Here is an 18,881-nt window from a genome sequence, read left to right as displayed (position 1 = left end):
TTGGACAGTTTTTTTTTACACTTCCTGCTGGATTTCGACTAGAATATGTATTTTTATGTGGTAGAGTTTGTTTTTGTTTTGAAATAAAACCAAGAAAGCTAAATGTTTATCTTTAGCCCCGATAGTAGCGGCATCCTTTGTTTTTTTCTTCAAAAAAACAAAGATATAGCGGATAGCGGGATGTTGTTTCCTGAAAAGCCTTTTGTAATTTGCTCCAAAATATAAAACTGACTCCTAATTCATAACCAAAATATATCCCAAACCAAAAGCTATTTAATGCGTTACACCTCTATTTTTTTGTTTATACTAATGCTTTTTTTATCGCCTATGATAAGAGGACAGCATTATTCTAAGCTAGATGTAACGGTAAATTGGTCGGATAAATCGTTATTTGTGGAGCAGGAACTTCGTTTTTTTAACGACACGAATGACACCCTGACTCGTATTGTACTGAACGATTGGAATCATGCTTATTCAGATATTGCTACTCCATTGGGCAAGCGTTTTTCGGATGAATTTTACAGAGGATTTCACTTGGCTCAAAAACAGGAACGCGGGGGAACTTTTAATTTGAGTATAAAAGATGCGAAGCAAAACGAAATGTCTTGGCGTCGGATAGACAAAAAGCCAGATGTAATTGACTTGAGTTTGAATGAACCTTTGCTGCCAAACCAGAGTGTAGATTTGCGATTGGTTTATGTTTCAAAAATCCCCAATGATCGCTTTACTGGAATTGGATATTCTGCCCAAAAAATGACATTGAAAAATTGGTTTTTATCGCCTGCTCGATATGAAAATCATGATTTTACTCAAAACAGTAATGCTAATTTAGAAGATATTGCTAACGCAATTTGTTCGTATGATATTAAGCTAAAGGTTCCTTTGAACTATGCTGTAACTTCGGATATGAATTGCGTAAAAGCAAGTTCCGAGAACAACGCTAGTTTTTATATTTTGAGCGATAAAAATAGATCGGATTTTAGTTTGTTTATCGAAAAAAACAACAGTTTTACTAGCTACAAAAGTGATTTTGTTGAGATACAAACCAACTTAAAAGATTATCATATTGATCCCATTCAAAAAGCGATTATCATTGATCGAATTGCTCATTTTGCTAGAACTACGATAGGTGTTTTCCCTCATACTAAAATAACCGTTTCACAATCTGATTATGAGCATAATCCATTTTACGGACTCAATCAACTGCCTTCGTTTTTGAGCCCATTTAGCAATGAATTTATTTTTGAATTACAATTTTTAAAAACCTTTTTAAACAATTACTTGAAAAACAGTTTGCGTTTGGATCCCAGAAAAGACAACTGGATTTATGATGGTATTCAAATTTATACCATGATGCATTACATTGACACTTTTCATCCCAATAGTAAAATGTTAGGCGCCATTGGAAACATAAAACTGCTAAAAAGTTACCATCTAGTTCATCTTGATTTTAACGAACAATACAGTTATTTCTACACCCTAATGGCAAGGAAAAATCTAGACCAACCACTAGGTGACCCAAAAAATACTTTAATAAAATTCAATGAGCAAATTGCTAGTAAATACAGAGCTGGATTGAGTTTTCGATATTTAAATGATTATTTAAAGGAAGAAGTTGTACCAAAAAGTATTACTGCTTTTTTTGACTTGAATCAACAAAAACAATGCAATAGTTCTGATTTAAAAACCATTTTAAAGTCTAATACTTCGAAAAACATAGACTGGTTCTTTGAAACAATTATTAACTCTAGAAAAATGATTGATTTTAAATTTGATTTAGTAAGTAAAACAAAAGACAGTATTCGTTTTTCTATCAAGAACAAGACAAATGTTTTTGTACCTGTTCCAATTTATGGGACCATAAAAGGAAACATCGTTTTTAGCAAATGGTTGGACATCCCAAAAAATCCAGATACTATTTACAGTATTCCAAGAGCAAATGCTGAGAAAATTATTTTGAATTTAAAAAATGAAGTCCCAGAATTTAACTTAAGAAATAATTGGAGAAAATTGAATGGTTTTTTTCCAAATAATCGTCCATTAAAGTTTGTATTTCTAAAAGACCTAGAAGACCCATATTACAATCAAGTATTGTATACCCCAGTTTTAGGATTTAATGTATATGATGGTTTTTCTCCTGGTATACGCTTTCATAACAAAACGATTTTAAACAAGCCATTTACATTTGATATGAGTCCGATGTATTCTTTAAAAGCAAAGACTTTTTCGGGTTCAGGATTTTTTGTAGTGAATGAAAACTATCGAGACAGTCGTTTGTACAATGTTCGTTATTCGCTTGGAGCATCTTATTTTCATTATGCTCCCGATGCTACCTACCTACGACTCAATCCAATGATACAAATGCAAATTAGAAGCAGGGATTTTCGCGACAATCGCAAACAACTTTTAGTATTTCGACATGTTATGGTCGAAAGAGAGAAAAGCGCAATTGTGGTGGATAATGCTTTATTAAACTATTCGGTTTTTAATGCTAGATACATTAATTCAAAAACAGAAATAACGAATCACTTGAGTTTTGCCACCGATTTACAATTGGCAAAAGAATTTGGTAAGACATCTGTAGAGATTGATTACCGAAAATTGTTCCGAGACAATCGACAACTAAATTTAAGACTGTTCATTGGGCGTTTTTTATACAACACTTCTACTAATACTGACTTTTTCAGTTACGCCTTAGACCGTCCCACAGATTATTTGTTTGATTACAATTATTATGGACGTTCAGAAAGTACCGGCTTTTTTAGTAGACAATTTATCCTAGCAGAAGGAGGATTTAAATCTAAACTCAGCACACCTTATGCCAACCAATGGTTGACTACTTTCAACGCTAGCTTCAATGTTTGGAATTGGATTGAACTCTATGGCGATGCGGGTTTTGTTAAAAATAGAGGTGCTCAAGCGCAATTTGTTTATGATAGTGGCGTTAGATTAAATTTACTCACTGATTATTTCGAACTTTATTTCCCGGTTCATTCCAGTAACGGATGGGAAATTGGACAACCTAATTATAGTCAGAAAATTAGATTTGTAGTTACATTTGACCCAAGTAAACTAATCAATCTTTTTACTAGAAAATGGTTTTAAAACCGTTTAAAAACAGATTAAAAAATAACAAATTGTTATTTTTTTAATAAAATACAAAAGAATTACATAATCATAAAGCCATAAAAAACGGATTTGATTGAAAATAATTTAATTTTATTTTCTGCAACGAATTATGAAAATCACTTGTTTTTAAGTAAGTTTGCATAAAATTACTATCTACAGCATCATGGTAAAAGAACAACACAACACTACTTTAACTTTTGAAGATTTCAAAACAGAAGTTATAAACGATTATAAATTAGCCATTACCAGTCGCGAATGCAGTCTTTTAGGACGCAAAGAAGTACTCACCGGAAAAGCCAAATTTGGTATTTTTGGTGACGGAAAAGAAGTGCCACAATTAGCTATGGCCAAAGCTTTTCAAAATGGAGATTTTCGTTCTGGATATTACCGAGATCAAACTTTTATGATGGCCATAGGTGAACTAACACCTGTTCAATTCTTTGCTGGATTATACGGGCATACGGACTTGAACCACGATCCTATGTCGGCAGGAAGACAAATGGGCGGTCATTTTGTTACACATAGTTTAAACGAAGATGGTAGTTGGAAAAATTTAACCCAACAAAAAAACTCAAGTGCTGATATTTCTCCAACAGCTGGACAAATGCCAAGATTATTAGGATTAGCACAAGCCTCTAAAATATATAGAAACGTAGAAGGTATTACAAATGCCTCTAATTTTTCTAACAATGGCAATGAAATTGCATGGGGAACTATAGGAAACGCAAGTACCTCCGAAGGCCTGTTTTTTGAAACCATTAATGCTGCTGGAGTTCTTCAAGTACCAATGGTAATGAGTGTTTGGGATGACGAATATGGTATTTCGGTTCATGCAAAGCATCAAACTACCAAAGAAAATATCTCTGAAATTCTAAAAGGCTACCAAAGAGATGAAAAAGGCAATGGTTATGAAATTTTTAGGGTAAAAGGATGGGATTATGCTGAATTAATTGCCACTTATGAAAAAGCAGCTGCAATTGCCCGCGAAGAACATGTACCCGTTTTAATTCACGTACAAGAGCTAACACAACCTCAAGGTCACTCTACTTCGGGTTCTCACGAACGCTACAAAAATAGTGAGCGTTTGGCTTGGGAAAAAGAATTTGACTGTTTACGTCAAATGCGTTTATGGATGATTGCCATCAATATTGCTTCTCCAGAGGAATTGGATGCTATTGATGCTGAAGCCAAAAAAAATGTATTAGACGCTAAAAAAGAGGCTTGGAACAACTTCATCCAACCTATAATTAATGAGCAAAAAGAACTTATCGCTATTTTAGAAAAATTAGCACCAACAAGCATCAATAAAGATTTTATTTTAAAGCATAGTGCCGACTTAAAAGCAATCAAAAATCCTCTGAAAAAGGAAATTTTAATTGCTGCAAGAAAGTCATTACGTTTATTGATAAATCAAAACGGACATGATGAACTAGCTCAATGGATATCAAATTATATTGCTACTACTCAACCAAAATTTAGCAGTAATCTTCACTCTGAATCTCGTTTTAATGTTCAATCAATACAAAAAGTTGTACCAACTTACAACGAAAACGCCACTGCTGACACAGATGGTAGAATGATATTACGCGACAACTTTGACGCTCTTTTCAACAAATATCCTGAAGTTTTAATTTTTGGAGAAGATGCTGGAGCAATTGGTGACGTGAACCAAGGATTAGAAGGCATGCAAGAAAAATACGGAGAACTTCGTGTTGCCGATACAGGAATTCGCGAAGCAACCATTGTAGGTCAAGGAATCGGTATGGCATTAAGAGGATTGCGTCCTATAGCAGAAATTCAATACTTAGATTACTTATTGTATGCTATTCAAATCATGAGTGATGACTTAGCTACATTGCAATACCGCACCGTTGGAAAACAAAAAGCACCACTTATCGTTCGTACTCGTGGACACCGTTTAGAAGGAATTTGGCACTCTGGTTCACCAATGGGAATGATTATCAATGCTGTTAGAGGAATGCATGTTTTGGTTCCTAGAAACATGACACAAGCTGCAGGATTTTACAACTCACTCCTAGAATGCGACGAACCAGCTTTAGTGATAGAATGCTTAAATGGTTACCGTTTGAAAGAAGTTGCACCTAATAATTATGGGGAATTCAAAACACCAATTGGAGTTGTTGAAACACTGAAAGAAGGAACAGATATCACTTTAGTATCTTACGGATCAACTTTGCGCTTGGTACAACAAGCCGCTAACGAACTTTTAGAAGTGGGAATCAATTGCGAAGTTATCGATGTGCAGTCATTACTTCCTTTTGACTTGAATCATGATATTGTAAAAAGTTTAGCTAAAACCAATCGCCTTTTAGTCATCGACGAAGATGTTCCTGGTGGAGCTTCTGCTTATATCTTACAACAAATCACAGAAATTCAGGACGGTTACAAATACTTAGATAGCAAGCCTGAAACACTTACTGCCAAAGCACATCGCCCAGCTTATGGAACCGATGGCGATTATTTTTCAAAACCATCTGCTGAGGATATATTCGAAAAAGTGTACAGTATGATGCACGAAAGTAATCCTGCTAAATTTCCTAGTTTATACTAAAAAATAAACACTTATAAAAAATGCCGTTTCGAATAGGAACGGCATTTTTATTTACACAATAAACATTTTGTTATATACTTTTTTTATTACTTTTAAAATTCAATAAAAAAAGAAATGACCTCACTTGAACAAGTACTACAAAAGCTCGAAGGAATAAAGGTAATTGCTCCAACTGGACCCTATTCTTCTTACGTTCCATTAGATTTGTCCATTCACAATCAAGAATTAACAAACCATAATTTAACTACTTCTGCTGATTTTGAAAACTTCATAGACAACTACCTAAAACAAAATAAAGCTAGTGTCGCCTACGGCGGATATAACGAAACAAGAAACTTATACAAAAGAAGCCACGTGTTCAATACTTCAGAGGAAGAGGAACGCAATATACACATTGGATTAGATTTATGGACAATTGCTAATACTCCTATTCTAGCAGCGTTGGATGGAAAAATTCACAGTTTTCAATTCAATAATCAACTGGGAGATTACGGCCCAACCATTATTTTGAAACATGAAATTGAGGGCCATCATTTCTACACTTTATACGGACACTTGTCCCTAGAGTCCATTCAAAAACTATCTAAAGGACAAATTGTAAAAAAAGGAGAACAGATAGCTACATTAGGAAAGGCGAGCATAAATGGTGATTACGCACCTCATTTGCATTTCCAAATCATTAAAGACATACAAAACAAAGAAGGAGATTATCCAGGAGTGTGTAGTTTAAGCACGCTACCGTTTTACTTATCCAATTGCCCAGACCCTAATTTATTACTAAAAATTAAATAAACGATGCATCCAAACGAACAACTCATCCATAAATTCTATACCGCTTTTCAAAATGGCGACGCACTCACTATGAGCCAATGTTACCATTCAGAAATTCAATTTCAAGACCCTGCTTTTGGGATTTTAAAGAAAGAACAACCATCTATGATGTGGAAAATGCTTTTAGAAAGAGCTAAAGGCGCTATAAAAATAGAATATAGTGAGGTAAAAGCAGATGATACCTTTGGACAAGCAAAATGGGTTGCCCATTATACTTTCTCTCAAACAAATCGCAATGTAATCAATCGTATCTCTGCCGAATTCCAATTCAAAGACGGACTTATTTACAAACATACGGACCATTTTAATGTATGGAAATGGTCACAACAAGCCATGGGATGGAAAGGTTTTCTATTAGGTTGGACAGGCTTTTTCCAAAAGAAAATTCAAGAAAAAGCATTGTATTCATTAAAAAAATATAGTGAACAATAAACCAATAAAAAAAGGCTAATAAGAAATCATCTTACTAGCCCTTTTTTTATATGCTTTTTATTATCTACAAAAAGATACTTAATATGTAATAAGTAATCGCTGCTAACAATGCTGAAATAGGAATGGTTAATACCCAAGCCCACATTAAACTAACAGTTACTCCCCAACGAACCGCAGAAACTCTTTTAGTCAATCCTACTCCAATAATAGAACCTGTAATAGTGTGCGTTGTACTTACTGGAATTTTAAGATGCTCTGTAAAATATAAAGTCAATGCACCAGCTGTTTCGGCAGCAACCCCCTCGAAGGAAGATACTTTAGTAATTTTAGAACCCATTGTTTTCACAATTTTCCAACCACCACTCAAGGTACCTGCCGCGATAGCAGAATAACAAGCTAAGGGAATCCAAGAAGGCATTGCTCCTTTTATACCTTTATCTTCGTTCGGAAGAATTACATTCAACCATTCTGGCAATGATTCTTGAGCAACACCGCTAGTATGAATGTATACTGCTACTGCTGCTGCAATAATACCCATTACTTTTTGAGAATCATTACCTCCGTGACCTAAACTAAAGGCTGCAGAAGAAAGCAATTGAAATTTCTTCAACCAAGAATTGGCTTGATGAATATTCAAACTACTAAAAATCAAACAAAATGTACTAATGGATAAAATTATAAAAGCTACTAAAAGCCATTTGATATTGTGCGCTTCAAAAGCAACACTCCAAAAATGAGAATCAAATCTTGGTTTTTCAATATCGGCGTAATATTTCATTTGCTTTTCAACAAACCAAACAGTCAATACCATAATTGACAAGGTAAATATTTTAGGATAAATACTTTTCTTAGAAGAATTTAACAACCAAATGGAAATTAAATAAGATATTAAAGCTCCTAACAATGGGGCTAAAACTATAAATGCCAAAACAATTAAAACGCCAGATGGTAAGCCTCCATCCTTCCCTTCTTTAAACCAAGTAACTACACCAAAACCTGCGTGAGCAATGGCTGCACCTGCAAAACCTCCAATCAAAGTATGAGAAGAACTCGAAGGAATACCTAACCACCAAGTTAGCAAGTTCCAACAAATCGCTGCTATTACTCCAGCCAGAATAACCACGAGGTTAATATCCATGGTACTTGCTGTCTTTGCAACTGTGTCAGCTACTCCAAAACCAAATACCCAATAGGCTAAAAAGTTAAAGAAAGCTGCCCATACTACCGCTTGGAAAGGTGAAAGCACCTTTGTCGCAACCACCGTAGCAATTGCATTAGCTGCATCATGAAAACCATTGATGTAATCAAAGATTAAGGCTAAAACAATAATAAGTATTAATAAAGTAAATTCCATAATTGTATTTTCTATAGGGAATAAATAAGATTACGAGTGTTTTACAGTGATAGATTCCAAAACACTAGCAACACTCTTACATTTATCCGTAGCAGTTTCTAATACAGAAAGTACTTCTTTGTATTTAATGATATTTTTTACGTCAGTTTCGTTTTCAAAAATTTCAAAAACAGCTTTGTTGTATACATTGTCTGACTTGTTCTCTAATTTATTGATTTTAGCACAAGCCGTAGTAATGGTTTTCATTCGCTCTAAATTTTTCAACTCTTTAACAGCAGCGTCAATATGCTGACAAGCTTCAAGGTTAATTTCTGTTAATTTACGAATAGATTTCGTGATTTTATCTACTTGATACAAGCGCATTCTACTAGCTGCACCATGTAAATTATCGGCCACGTTATCAATTGAAGTAATTAAAGAGTGGATATCTTCTCTATCAAATGGAGTAATAAAGTTTCTACTTAATTCTAAATTGGTTTGACGTGTTAAGTCTTCACCACGTTGTTCTAATTCATCAATTTTTAAGAACAAAACTTCTCTTTCTTTTAGAGGTAAGTTTACTGCTTCGTGCAAGTTAGAAGCCAATTCAATTAAATTGCTTGATGCCTCTTCGAATAAAGGAAAAAACTTTTTGTCCTTTGGTACTAAAAATTGGAAAACACTATTTAATGTCATTTTATAAGGATTTAGAATTGCAAAATTAGTTCATTATTTTAAGCCAATGTTAATTTAACGTTAACAAATCGTCTTCAACCTGAAAACTGTTTAAAAAGAAAATTGTTTTTTCGATATCGTAATGCAATATTCTATCTTCACTTACAAAAGGAACTTCTTGTCGGTAAGCGTTTAAAAACATTTCAATAAATTCACTTGATTGCAAAGGCCTTCTAAATTCAATTGCTTGCGAAGCATTCATTAACTCAATAGCTAAAATACGTTCTAAATTATCAAGCACTTTCAAACATTTCGTGGCCCCGTTTGCTCCCATACTCACATGATCTTCTTGACCATTACTAGAAACAATACTATCAATGCTTGATGGTGTCGCCAATTGTTTGTTTTGACTCGCAATACTAGCAGCAGTATATTGCGGAATCATGAATCCGGAATTCAATCCTGGATTGTCTACCAAAAAGGCGGGAAGATTTCGCAAGCCCGAAATCAACTGATAAGTTCTACGTTCAGAAATACTTCCTAATTCAGCCAATGCAATTGCCATAAAATCTAAAGCCAAAGCCAAAGGTTGCCCATGAAAATTACCTCCAGAAATGATTTGGTCACTTTCTATAAAAATATTAGGATTATCAGTAACCGAGTTGATTTCGGTTTTAAATACTTTTTTTACATACTCCATAGCATCTTTTGAAGCACCATGAACTTGAGGAATACAGCGGAACGAATATGGATCTTGCACATGCGATTTAGGTTGTTCGATTATCTCGCTTCCCTCCAAAAATTCTTTCATACGCTGTGCTGTCACGATTTGACCTTTATGTGGACGTATATAATGTATTAGTTCATTAAAAGGTTCTATTCGTCCGTCAAAAGCCTCTAGAGAGATCGCACCGATTAAATCAGCAAAATAGGAGAACTTGTATGCTTTTATTAAAATATGAGCTCCATAAGCCGCCATAAATTGTGTTCCATTCAACAAGGCTAAACCTTCTTTGGATTGTAAAACAATTGGTTCCCATTTAAAGGCAGCAAGCACCTCACTAGAGTGCACTTTTTTTCCTTCAAAATACACTTCACCTTCTCCAAGTAACGGCAATGATAAATGTGCTAAAGGCGCCAAATCTCCTGATGCTCCCAGAGAACCCAATGTGTACACTACGGGATAAATTCCGTTGTTATAAAAATCAACTAAACGCTCAACGGTTTGCAATTGTACGCCTGAGTGACCATAACTTAAGGATTGAATTTTGAGCAACAACATCAATTGAACAATAGCCGTAGGCACCTCTTCACCTGAACCACAAGCGTGCGATTTGACTAAATTTTCCTGTAGTTTTGATAAGTTTTCATTAGAAATTTTAACATTACACAAGGAACCAAAACCTGTATTGATACCATAAATAGGTTCTGTATGTGTAGCCATTTTTTTATCCAAGAAATCCCTACATTTCTGAATATTCACTTTGGCTTCTTCAGACAAAGCAATGGTTTTTTGAAAAGCTACAATCTCTTGAAGTACTTCAAAAGTAAGGAGTTCTGTAGAAATATAATGCGTATTATCCATTTTAAGAATCGTTTAGGCGCCAAAATTGGATAAATTCATATTAAAAACCAACAGAAATTAGAAATAATTAAAAAAATAACAAACAGTTTTAACATACTCCCTGAACTCACTTAGCGTATGATATCTAACTTTAACTAAAGATCATTTATCATCTTTAAAAAAAACTAGCAAATCACACTACAACGCAAATTTTCAAACTTATTTACAGCTGTTCTGATCAAATTTTATGGAAAATCAACTACTACATTTAGTCTTTAATCTATCGGTAAACTCAAAAATATCACAACCATCTATCGCTAAAAATAAATTATATACAATTTTAAGAGGATTGATTCATAATTATTAAAATATTCGCAAAAAGACTAAACAGTTCTAAATCTTTGCAAAAAAACTGTACTTTTGAAAAATCAAAATGGAAAATAATAACAGCACATACTCACTACAACTAACAACTTCAACTGGAGTTGCTATTGCTGTTACCACTACTACAACTACCACTACCCTTTAGGGGTATACTTTATTACATATCATCCGATTTTTGTCCCATCTATTATTTAGAAAATAGACTTTTGGGAGGCAGCAAACCTTAGCATTCAATTACATAAAAAAAATAAAAATGAGAGTATTAAAATTTGGCGGAACATCAGTTGCCAATGCCGATAATATCAAACTAGTCTTAGCCATCATTGCAGAAAAAGCCGAAAAAGAACCTTTGGCTGTGGTCGTATCCGCCTTGAGTAAAGTAACCGATTTGTTACAATTAGCCGCATCTAAAGCCGCACAAAACGACGAAGCTTTTAGAGATATCGTTTTGGAAATTGAAAAAAAACACCTAGACACCTTAAAACAATTAATACCTGTTAGCGAACAAAGCGCTTTATTAAGTCATATCAAACGCATCATCAATCACTTAGAGACCCTGTTGGATGGCTGCTTTTTATTAGGCGAATTATCTCCTAGAACTTCGGACACCATATTGAGTTTTGGCGAATTGTTATCCTCTTTTATCATTGCTGAGGCTTTGAAACAAAACTTAAAAAAGACTCACTACAAAGACAGCCGCGAATTGATCAAAACCAATGCAACTTTTGGTAAGGCTACTGTAAATTTTGAACTAAGCAATAATTTAATTCAAAACTATTTTAAAAATAGTGATGCGCAAGTGGTACTGCTTCCAGGATTTATTGCTTCTACAGAGGATGGTATCACTACTACTTTAGGACGTGGCGGATCTGATTACACTGCTGCCATTTACGCAAGTGCCTTGAATGTAGCCGAATTGGAAATCTGGACTGATGTAAACGGCATGTACACTGCCAATCCTAAATTGGTAAAACAAGCTCAGCCTATTGCAACTATTTCATATCAAGAGGCCATGGAATTGTCGCATTTTGGTGCCAAAGTATTGTATCCGCCAACCATTCAACCAGTATTACAAAAAAATATTCCAATTTGGATTAAAAACACTTTTGAACCTCAAGCTGAAGGAACTTTAATTTCCAATTCCGTTGTTGCTAACGGAACACCTGTAAAAGGAATCAGTCACATAGACAACATCACATTGGTAACGCTTGAAGGCTCAGGAATGATTGGTGTAGCAGGTTCTTCGAAACGTCTTTTTGAAGTTTTGTCTAACGAAAAAATCAATGTTATTTTCATTACACAAGCTTCGTCAGAACATTCCATTTGTATTGGTATCCAAAATTCAGATGCTGAAACAGCCGAAATTGCCATCAACAAAGCATTCGAAATTGAAATTAATCAAAACAAAGTAGAACCTTGTATAGTCGAAAAAAACCTTTGCATTATTGCTTTGGTTGGTGAAAACATGAAAAATCACCAAGGACTAAGCGGACGTATGTTTAGTACTTTAGGAAAAAACAATGTAAACATTCGTGCCATTGCACAAGGTGCCTCTGAAAGAAACATTTCGGTTGTGATTAACGAAAGAGACGTTAAAAAAGCCTTGAATACCCTTCATGAAAACTTCTTTGAAGAAAATACCAAACAACTCAACTTATTCGTGATGGGTGTGGGTAATGTGGGTGAAAAATTCATGGAGCAAATTCATCAACAAAAGAAATTCTTAAAAGAAAATCTAAAAATCAATTTGCGTGTTATTGCGGTTTCGAATTCTAAGAAAATGCATTTTGACGAAGACGGAATGTCGCTCAAAGATTGGCCATCACTTCTAGCAAACGGTGAAGTAAGCAACGCTGAAGTATTTGTTTCTAAAGTAAAAGAACTCAATTTACGCAATAGCATATTCGTCGACATTACGGCCAATGAAAGTGTGTCTAAGCTTTATGAACAATTTCTAAAACAAAACGTAGCCGTGGTTACTTGTAACAAAATTGCTTGTTCATCAGCTTATGCCAACTACCAAAACCTTAAAAGTTTATCTCGAAAATACAACGCTCCCTTTTTATTCGAAACCAATGTTGGTGCTGGATTACCTATCATCGATACCGTAAAAAATCTAATTGCATCTGGAGATAAAGTACACAAAATTCAAGCGGTTTTATCGGGTAGTTTGAATTTTATCTTTAATAATTTTAATGAAAATAATTCTTTTGATGAAGTAGTTAAAGAAGCTGGAATACAAGGATTTACAGAGCCAGACCCTAAAATCGATTTGAGTGGTGTAGATGTCGCCAGAAAGATTCTGATTCTGATCCGAGAGAGTGGCTATCAAATGGAAATTGAAGACATAGAAAATCTTTCTTTCTTACCAGAAGCCTGCATGAAGACAACCAATAATGACGATTTTTTCAAATCCTTAGTAACTCATGCCTCACATTTTGAACAGCTGTTACAAGAAGCCAACGAAAAAGAATCCCGACTAAAATTTGTCGCGCAATTCGAAAACGGCAAAGCTAATGTAGGATTACAATGCATACCCAAAGACCATCCTTTTTATAACTTAGAGGGAAAAGATAACATTGTATTGTTCTACACTGATCGCTATGTAGACCAACCTTTATTAATCAAAGGCGCTGGTGCTGGAGCCGCAGTAACGGCTTCGGGAATTTTTGCCGATGTCATTCGAATTGGAAATGTGTAGCCCCCTAGTCCTCAGACGAGGGAATTTCGTGAAGCTTAAAATAAATATTAACTAATAAATCCTCTGTACTCCTCCCTTTTGGGGAGGTCGGGAGGGGCTGACTTATGAAAGAAATAAAACTATTTTGTCCGGCTACTATCGCTAATCTTTCTTGTGGATTTGACGTATTAGGCTTGTGTTTGGCCACAGCGGGCGACGAAATGATTGTGCGAACTTCAAACGAAAAAGGGGTTCGTATCACGAAAATCGTGGGTGCCGATTTGCCTTTGGAAACCGAAAAAAATGTAGCCGGAGTAGCTGCTTTGGCACTGCTAGAAGCTTATGAAACAGAAATGGGTTTTGAAATCGAAATCTACAAAAACATCAAAGCTGGAAGCGGCATTGGAAGTAGCGCAGCAAGCTCTGCTGGTGCTGTATTTGGAATCAATGAATTGCTAGGCCGCCCGTTTTCACGCAAAGAATTGGTGCAATTTGCCATGCAAGGCGAAAAGTTAGCAAGCGATAATGCGCATGCCGACAATGTCGCTCCTGCCCTCTTGGGTGGCTTTACTTTGGTTCGCAGCTCAAACCCTTTAGATATTATAAAAATAGACAGTCCTTCAGCACTTTATGCTACGGTAGTTCATCCACAAATTGAACTCAAAACTTCGGATGCACGTTCGGTTTTGAAACAAACCGTTTCCCTAAAAAGCGCCATTACTCAGTGGGGTAATGTGGGTGGATTGGTAGCAGGATTATACACTCAAGATTACGAACTTATCGGACGTTCGTTGCATGACGAAATCATAGAACCGGTGCGTAGTATGTTAATCCCAGGTTTTGATGCCATCAAACAAACAGCTTATGAAAACGGTGCCTTGGGATCTGGAATTTCAGGGTCTGGACCTTCTATTTTTGCGTTAAGTAAAGGAGAAAATACAGCCAAAAAAATAGCCGATGCTATGAGCAAAGTGTATGAAGACATGAATTTGCCTTACGAAATCCATGTATCAAAAATTAATCCGGATGGAGTTACTATCATAGCCCCCTAACCCCCAAAGAGGGAATACAGTTTTATGCAAGCAAGCAAAAAAACAAACCAAAACTAATCACTAAGGACTAATCACTAATCACTAATTATTGTCAGCTCGAGCGCAGTCGAGAGCGACTATTCACTACAAATGAAATACTATAGTTTAAATCACAATGCACCCAAGGTTTCTTTTGAAGAAGCGGTGGTACAAGGATTGGCCTCTGATAAAGGCTTATATTTTCCGGAATCTATAAGTCCATTAGCGGCTGACTTTTTTGAAAACATCGAAAAGCTATCTCACGAGGAGATAGCATTTCAAGCCATACAACAATTTGTGGGTGACGAAATTCCAGCAGACACTCTACGCCAAATCATAACAGAAACCCTTTGTTTTGATTTTCCAGTCGTTGAAGTGGAAAACGGCATTTATTCGTTAGAATTATTTCACGGTCCAACGATGGCGTTCAAAGATGTTGGAGCACGTTTCATGTCACGCTGCATCGCTTATTTTAACCGAAATGATGCCGCAAAAAAGAACACAGTATTGGTTGCCACTTCTGGTGATACAGGCGGTGCTGTAGCGAGTGGCTTTCTGGGTGTAAAAGGTGTAGATGTCGTGATACTGTATCCATCAGGAAAAGTGAGCGATATACAAGAACGCCAACTCACCACCTTGGGACAAAACATCAAAGCGCTCGAAGTTGACGGTGTTTTTGACGATTGCCAGGACATGGTCAAAAAAGCTTTTTTGGATTCAGAATTAGCCAGTGTACATTTAACTTCTGCTAATTCCATAAACATTGCCCGCTGGTTACCTCAAATGTTCTACTTTTTCTTTGCTTACAAAGCCTTGAAACAACATCAAAAACCATTGGTCTTCTCTTGTCCTAGTGGAAATTTTGGTAACATTTGTGCTGGTATCATTGCCAAAAAATTAGGATTGCCAATCGAACATTTTGTGGCTGCAACCAATGCCAACGATACCGTACCGCGATTCCTAGAAAATGGCGTATATGACCCTAAACCATCAATTGCTACAATTTCGAATGCGATGGATGTAGGAAACCCAAGTAATTTTGTTCGCATACAAGAGCTGTACCAACATGATTTGAAGCAATTCGAAAAAGATTTTTCGTCCTACACCTTTACTGATGCTGCCACGCTCGAAGCCATGAAAACCATACAACAACAAAAAGGCTACATTGCAGAACCACACGGCGCAGTAGGTTATTTAGGCTTGAAAAAAGAGTTACAAAACCATCCAAATGCCCTTGGTGTTTTTCTCGAAACCGCCCACCCTATCAAGTTCTTAGACATCGTAGAACCTGCATTAGGTGTGACTTTACCCATCCCACACCAAATCGAAAGCGTCTTGAACAAAGAAAAAATAAGCACCAAAATCAAAACGTATGAGGAACTAAAAGCGTTTTTACAAAAAGGCTAATCCCTCTCCCCTATAGCGCAGCGACTTCAACCATGGAGTCGCTTTTTTTTTAGGAGCTTAATCCTGCTGTCCACTATATCTGTGGCTCCGAACCCCGGAGCCACAGGATGCCGTTCCCATCAGGGCTAGGGAAGGTATAATTAAGACGTTAGATTTTATAAACATAGAAAGTACACCCTACTCCAAGCTAAAAAAAGATGAAAAAGTTCTGAAGAAAAAAACTGTAAAGCCCAGCCCAAGCAACACAATTTCCTTCATACTAATCACTAATAACTAGCTAGTTAACACTATTTTTAGTATATTTAACACTCTAATTATACGCCTTATGTACTGGAAAGCCCAATTAATTACACACCGAAAAGAAAAAAGAATTGCCGTTTATTTTGAAAAAGACGCTGAATTAATCAACAGAATCAAACAACTCGAAGGCTCCCGATGGAGTCAGACCCTGGGGGTTTGGCATTTGCCCGATACGGAAGAAAATCGAATACGATTTAAACTCTTTACTCATACACACACCATACCTTCGAGTGAAGGCATCGTACAAATCGAAAAATTCAAACAATGGATGCGTTCGAAACGCTACAGCGAAAGTACGATTACAACCTATAGTGAGGCTTTAAAATCATTTTTGTTTTTTCATCGCGAGAAACCCATTTCCGAAATCACGAATGAAGATTTAATTGTCTATAACAATGTATACATTTTAGAGAAAAACCTTTCTGCATCCTACCAAAATCAGATGGTCAATGCCATAAAATTGTTTTTTAAAACTATTCGTGACACCAAAATTGACATCGACAAAATTCACCGGCCGAAGCGCGAAAAAGTACTCCCAAACGTATTGAGTAAAGAGGAAGTTAAATCGATTTTGAATGCTCACAGTAACATCAAACACAAAACCATGCTATCGTTGATTTATAGTTGTGGGCTCCGATGTGGAGAACTATTAGCCTTACAACCTGTTCATATTGATTCTAAAAGAAACATCGTATTGATCAAAAATGCAAAAGGAAAGAAAGATCGTATTGCTCCATTATCGCCCAAAATTTTAAATATGTTACGTGAATATTACAAAGTGTACCAACCCTCTACGTACTTATTTGAAGGACAAATCAAGGGAGAGCCCTATGATGCTAGAAGTTTACAACTCATCCTCAAACAAGCGCTACAGAAAACAGGAATCGTTAAACCTGCTACTTTACATTGGTTACGTCATAGTTTTGCTACTCACTTATTAGAAAGTGGCACCGATTTGCGATACATCCAAGAATTATTAGGGCATAATAGTAGTAAAACTACTGAAATTTACACTCACGTAAGTACGAAAAGCATTCAACAAATAAAAAGTCCTTTTGATGATTTGTAAGAAAAAATGAATATATTTGAATATCAATATAGCGAAACAAAACTTCGCCTATCCACCCGAATTAAGGTGCATATACGAAAGTTTGTTTCGCCTATATGATAGTTAGGGTGTATAGCTCCGTTGAAAAGACACAACCAACATCAACCAGACGTTTTGCAACTGAAAAAATTATAATGGACTAGCGAGTGAGCCGACGCAAAGCAAGCTCATAATCTGACAGTGAAAAGCGAAAGACAAACAAATGTGACTCACTTTTCGGAAAACAGAAAACGAAATATTTTTTCGATTTTTTTTGAGTTTTAATGGAAAAACATAATTCTGACGACAAACAGAAAACACCAAAGCTACAGAAATTGAAACGTGGAAAAGTTGCCGACATTGGGCTGGAAAATTGGAGCGGATGAACTTTGGTGCATAGCAAACTTGTCGCTACACACCCTAACACACGTTACACGCGATTTGGGTAATTGGTTTAATTTGAAGTTGGTTTTGTATATGAAAGTTTTGGCTAATCAGAAAAATAACGCTACTTTAGACCCAAACCGCGTGTAGCGCGGGAACGTTGGCAGCTAGTTTTGAGCGACAGAAAACTGAATAAGTAACTAAATTTAGACCAAACATTTTGGAAAAAATAGAATTAACAGAAGATGATATTTCATATCTGACTAAAGAGTTAAAAACTAGTAATGTATATAAGATTTTTTGGATAATAGTTTTGTTGCTTTTGTTTTATGGTTTTTACACTTTAAATTTCACAAATAAGTCATCGGATATAATAGATAGATTTGCAATTGTACTTGAATTAATTGCACTAGGAATGCTAACTTATATGTTAACAAAAGGAATTGAACGAGATATAAATCTAAAACGAAATCTTTTAAACCAACAGAAAATAATTGGTTACTTTACAGTTATAGAAAAAGAAATCACGAATAAAAATGATTCAGATGATTGGAGCCATTATGTGATTAAAATGTTTTCTGAAATTGAAAACAAAAACAAATACATTTTCTTAAATGCATCAGATTATAGAAGAATAAGTATAGACGATTCAATATATATCGAATATTTTACTGATTCAAACATAATTAAAATTCTGAATTATAAAAACCGAAAATTAGAATATTTACGCTATCAAATTTATGATAGCACTTGGGGATAACACAAACGGAACAAGAACGAAAAAACCATCTGCCAACACACGCTACAAGCAAGCTGGGCAATTGGCTTAATTTGAAGATAGTTTGTATTTGACACATTTGTTTTTAACCGAAAGATTACGCATCTTTAATCCCAGCCTGCGTGTAGCGCGGGGACGTTGTGCGTCAGTTTCGAGCGACAGAAAACCGAAAGGAAACCAAGAAAAACAGAAATAAAAATGAAGAAATCATACATTCTATTTTTGACTATTATAATTTCAATTTTGATAAGTTGT

The 18,881-nt window shown here is 35.5% G+C and carries 12 protein-coding genes; 9 read left to right on the top strand and 3 right to left on the bottom strand.

The features are described 5' to 3' along the window. The first annotated feature begins 276 nt into the window (after nucleotides 1–276). The 4 genes from ACZ1AQ_RS10425 (at nucleotide 277) to ACZ1AQ_RS10410 (ending at nucleotide 6,964) form a co-directional block, all read left to right on the top strand. Nucleotides 277–3,105, top strand: a complete 2,829-nt coding sequence (locus tag ACZ1AQ_RS10425; protein ID WP_489632844.1) for an aminopeptidase — start codon at nucleotides 277–279, stop codon at nucleotides 3,103–3,105. A gap of 187 nt (nucleotides 3,106–3,292) precedes the next feature. Then, on the top strand, nucleotides 3,293–5,701 hold the full coding sequence (locus tag ACZ1AQ_RS10420) for an alpha-ketoacid dehydrogenase subunit alpha/beta (protein ID WP_489632843.1): 2,409 nt from the start codon (nucleotides 3,293–3,295) through the stop codon (nucleotides 5,699–5,701). A gap of 114 nt (nucleotides 5,702–5,815) precedes the next feature. Continuing rightward, nucleotides 5,816–6,493, top strand: coding sequence for a peptidoglycan DD-metalloendopeptidase family protein (locus ACZ1AQ_RS10415; protein WP_489632842.1), 678 nt, complete (start codon nucleotides 5,816–5,818; stop codon nucleotides 6,491–6,493). Nucleotides 6,494–6,496: 3 nt separating this feature from the next. Beyond that, complete coding sequence (locus ACZ1AQ_RS10410) at nucleotides 6,497–6,964, top strand: nuclear transport factor 2 family protein (RefSeq protein WP_489632841.1); 468 nt, start codon at nucleotides 6,497–6,499, stop codon at nucleotides 6,962–6,964. A 64-nt stretch (nucleotides 6,965–7,028) separates the two neighbouring features. Here the strand turns inward: ACZ1AQ_RS10410 and ACZ1AQ_RS10405 are convergent, their stop codons facing one another. The 3 genes from ACZ1AQ_RS10405 to hutH are packed head-to-tail and all read right to left on the bottom strand — an operon-like array spanning nucleotide 7,029 to nucleotide 10,557. Then, nucleotides 7,029–8,318, bottom strand: a complete 1,290-nt coding sequence (locus ACZ1AQ_RS10405; protein ID WP_489632840.1) for an inorganic phosphate transporter — start codon at nucleotides 8,316–8,318, stop codon at nucleotides 7,029–7,031. Between the two features lie 30 nt (nucleotides 8,319–8,348). Beyond that, the gene (locus tag ACZ1AQ_RS10400) at nucleotides 8,349–8,993 is read right to left on the bottom strand and encodes a DUF47 domain-containing protein (protein WP_159691411.1); all 645 of its coding nucleotides are present in this window, start codon (nucleotides 8,991–8,993) and stop codon (nucleotides 8,349–8,351) included. A 49-nt stretch (nucleotides 8,994–9,042) separates the two neighbouring features. Continuing rightward, nucleotides 9,043–10,557 carry a histidine ammonia-lyase gene (gene hutH, locus ACZ1AQ_RS10395; RefSeq protein WP_489632839.1) on the bottom strand — a complete coding sequence of 505 codons (1,515 nt, stop codon included), beginning with the start codon at nucleotides 10,555–10,557 and terminating at the stop codon, nucleotides 9,043–9,045. A gap of 616 nt (nucleotides 10,558–11,173) precedes the next feature. Here hutH and thrA point away from each other — a divergent pair. From thrA to ACZ1AQ_RS10370, 5 genes are all read left to right on the top strand, one after another. Continuing rightward, on the top strand, nucleotides 11,174–13,621 hold the full coding sequence (gene thrA / locus ACZ1AQ_RS10390) for a bifunctional aspartate kinase/homoserine dehydrogenase I (protein WP_489632838.1): 2,448 nt from the start codon (nucleotides 11,174–11,176) through the stop codon (nucleotides 13,619–13,621). Nucleotides 13,622–13,725: 104 nt separating this feature from the next. Next, nucleotides 13,726–14,652, top strand: coding sequence for a homoserine kinase (locus tag ACZ1AQ_RS10385; RefSeq protein WP_489632837.1), 927 nt, complete (start codon nucleotides 13,726–13,728; stop codon nucleotides 14,650–14,652). A gap of 129 nt (nucleotides 14,653–14,781) precedes the next feature. Further along, nucleotides 14,782–16,077, top strand: a complete 1,296-nt coding sequence (gene thrC, locus ACZ1AQ_RS10380; RefSeq protein WP_489632836.1) for a threonine synthase — start codon at nucleotides 14,782–14,784, stop codon at nucleotides 16,075–16,077. Between the two features lie 325 nt (nucleotides 16,078–16,402). After that, nucleotides 16,403–17,446, top strand: a complete 1,044-nt coding sequence (locus ACZ1AQ_RS10375; RefSeq protein WP_489632835.1) for a tyrosine-type recombinase/integrase — start codon at nucleotides 16,403–16,405, stop codon at nucleotides 17,444–17,446. Between the two features lie 622 nt (nucleotides 17,447–18,068). After that, nucleotides 18,069–18,608, top strand: coding sequence for a hypothetical protein (locus ACZ1AQ_RS10370; protein ID WP_489632834.1), 540 nt, complete (start codon nucleotides 18,069–18,071; stop codon nucleotides 18,606–18,608). The last annotated feature ends 273 nt before the right edge of the window (nucleotides 18,609–18,881 follow it).

Source organism: Flavobacterium sp. UM26 (assembly GCF_057922445.1).
Note: the sequence above shows the minus strand (reverse complement) of the source record. Positions and strands in the feature narration are given on the sequence as shown.

What these genes read in the sequence shown, in the direction of transcription:
- ACZ1AQ_RS10425 (WP_489632844.1), top strand. Translation starts at nt 277, where the DNA reads ATGCGTTACACCTCTATTTTTTTGTTTATACTAATGCTTTTTTTATCG.
- ACZ1AQ_RS10420 (WP_489632843.1), top strand. Translation starts at nt 3,293, where the DNA reads ATGGTAAAAGAACAACACAACACTACTTTAACTTTTGAAGATTTCAAA.
- ACZ1AQ_RS10415 (WP_489632842.1), top strand. Translation starts at nt 5,816, where the DNA reads ATGACCTCACTTGAACAAGTACTACAAAAGCTCGAAGGAATAAAGGTA.
- ACZ1AQ_RS10410 (WP_489632841.1), top strand. Translation starts at nt 6,497, where the DNA reads ATGCATCCAAACGAACAACTCATCCATAAATTCTATACCGCTTTTCAA.
- ACZ1AQ_RS10405 (WP_489632840.1), bottom strand. Translation starts at nt 8,318, where the DNA reads ATGGAATTTACTTTATTAATACTTATTATTGTTTTAGCCTTAATCTTT.
- ACZ1AQ_RS10400 (WP_159691411.1), bottom strand. Translation starts at nt 8,993, where the DNA reads ATGACATTAAATAGTGTTTTCCAATTTTTAGTACCAAAGGACAAAAAG.
- hutH (WP_489632839.1), bottom strand. Translation starts at nt 10,557, where the DNA reads ATGGATAATACGCATTATATTTCTACAGAACTCCTTACTTTTGAAGTA.
- thrA (WP_489632838.1), top strand. Translation starts at nt 11,174, where the DNA reads ATGAGAGTATTAAAATTTGGCGGAACATCAGTTGCCAATGCCGATAAT.
- ACZ1AQ_RS10385 (WP_489632837.1), top strand. Translation starts at nt 13,726, where the DNA reads ATGAAAGAAATAAAACTATTTTGTCCGGCTACTATCGCTAATCTTTCT.
- thrC (WP_489632836.1), top strand. Translation starts at nt 14,782, where the DNA reads ATGAAATACTATAGTTTAAATCACAATGCACCCAAGGTTTCTTTTGAA.
- ACZ1AQ_RS10375 (WP_489632835.1), top strand. Translation starts at nt 16,403, where the DNA reads ATGTACTGGAAAGCCCAATTAATTACACACCGAAAAGAAAAAAGAATT.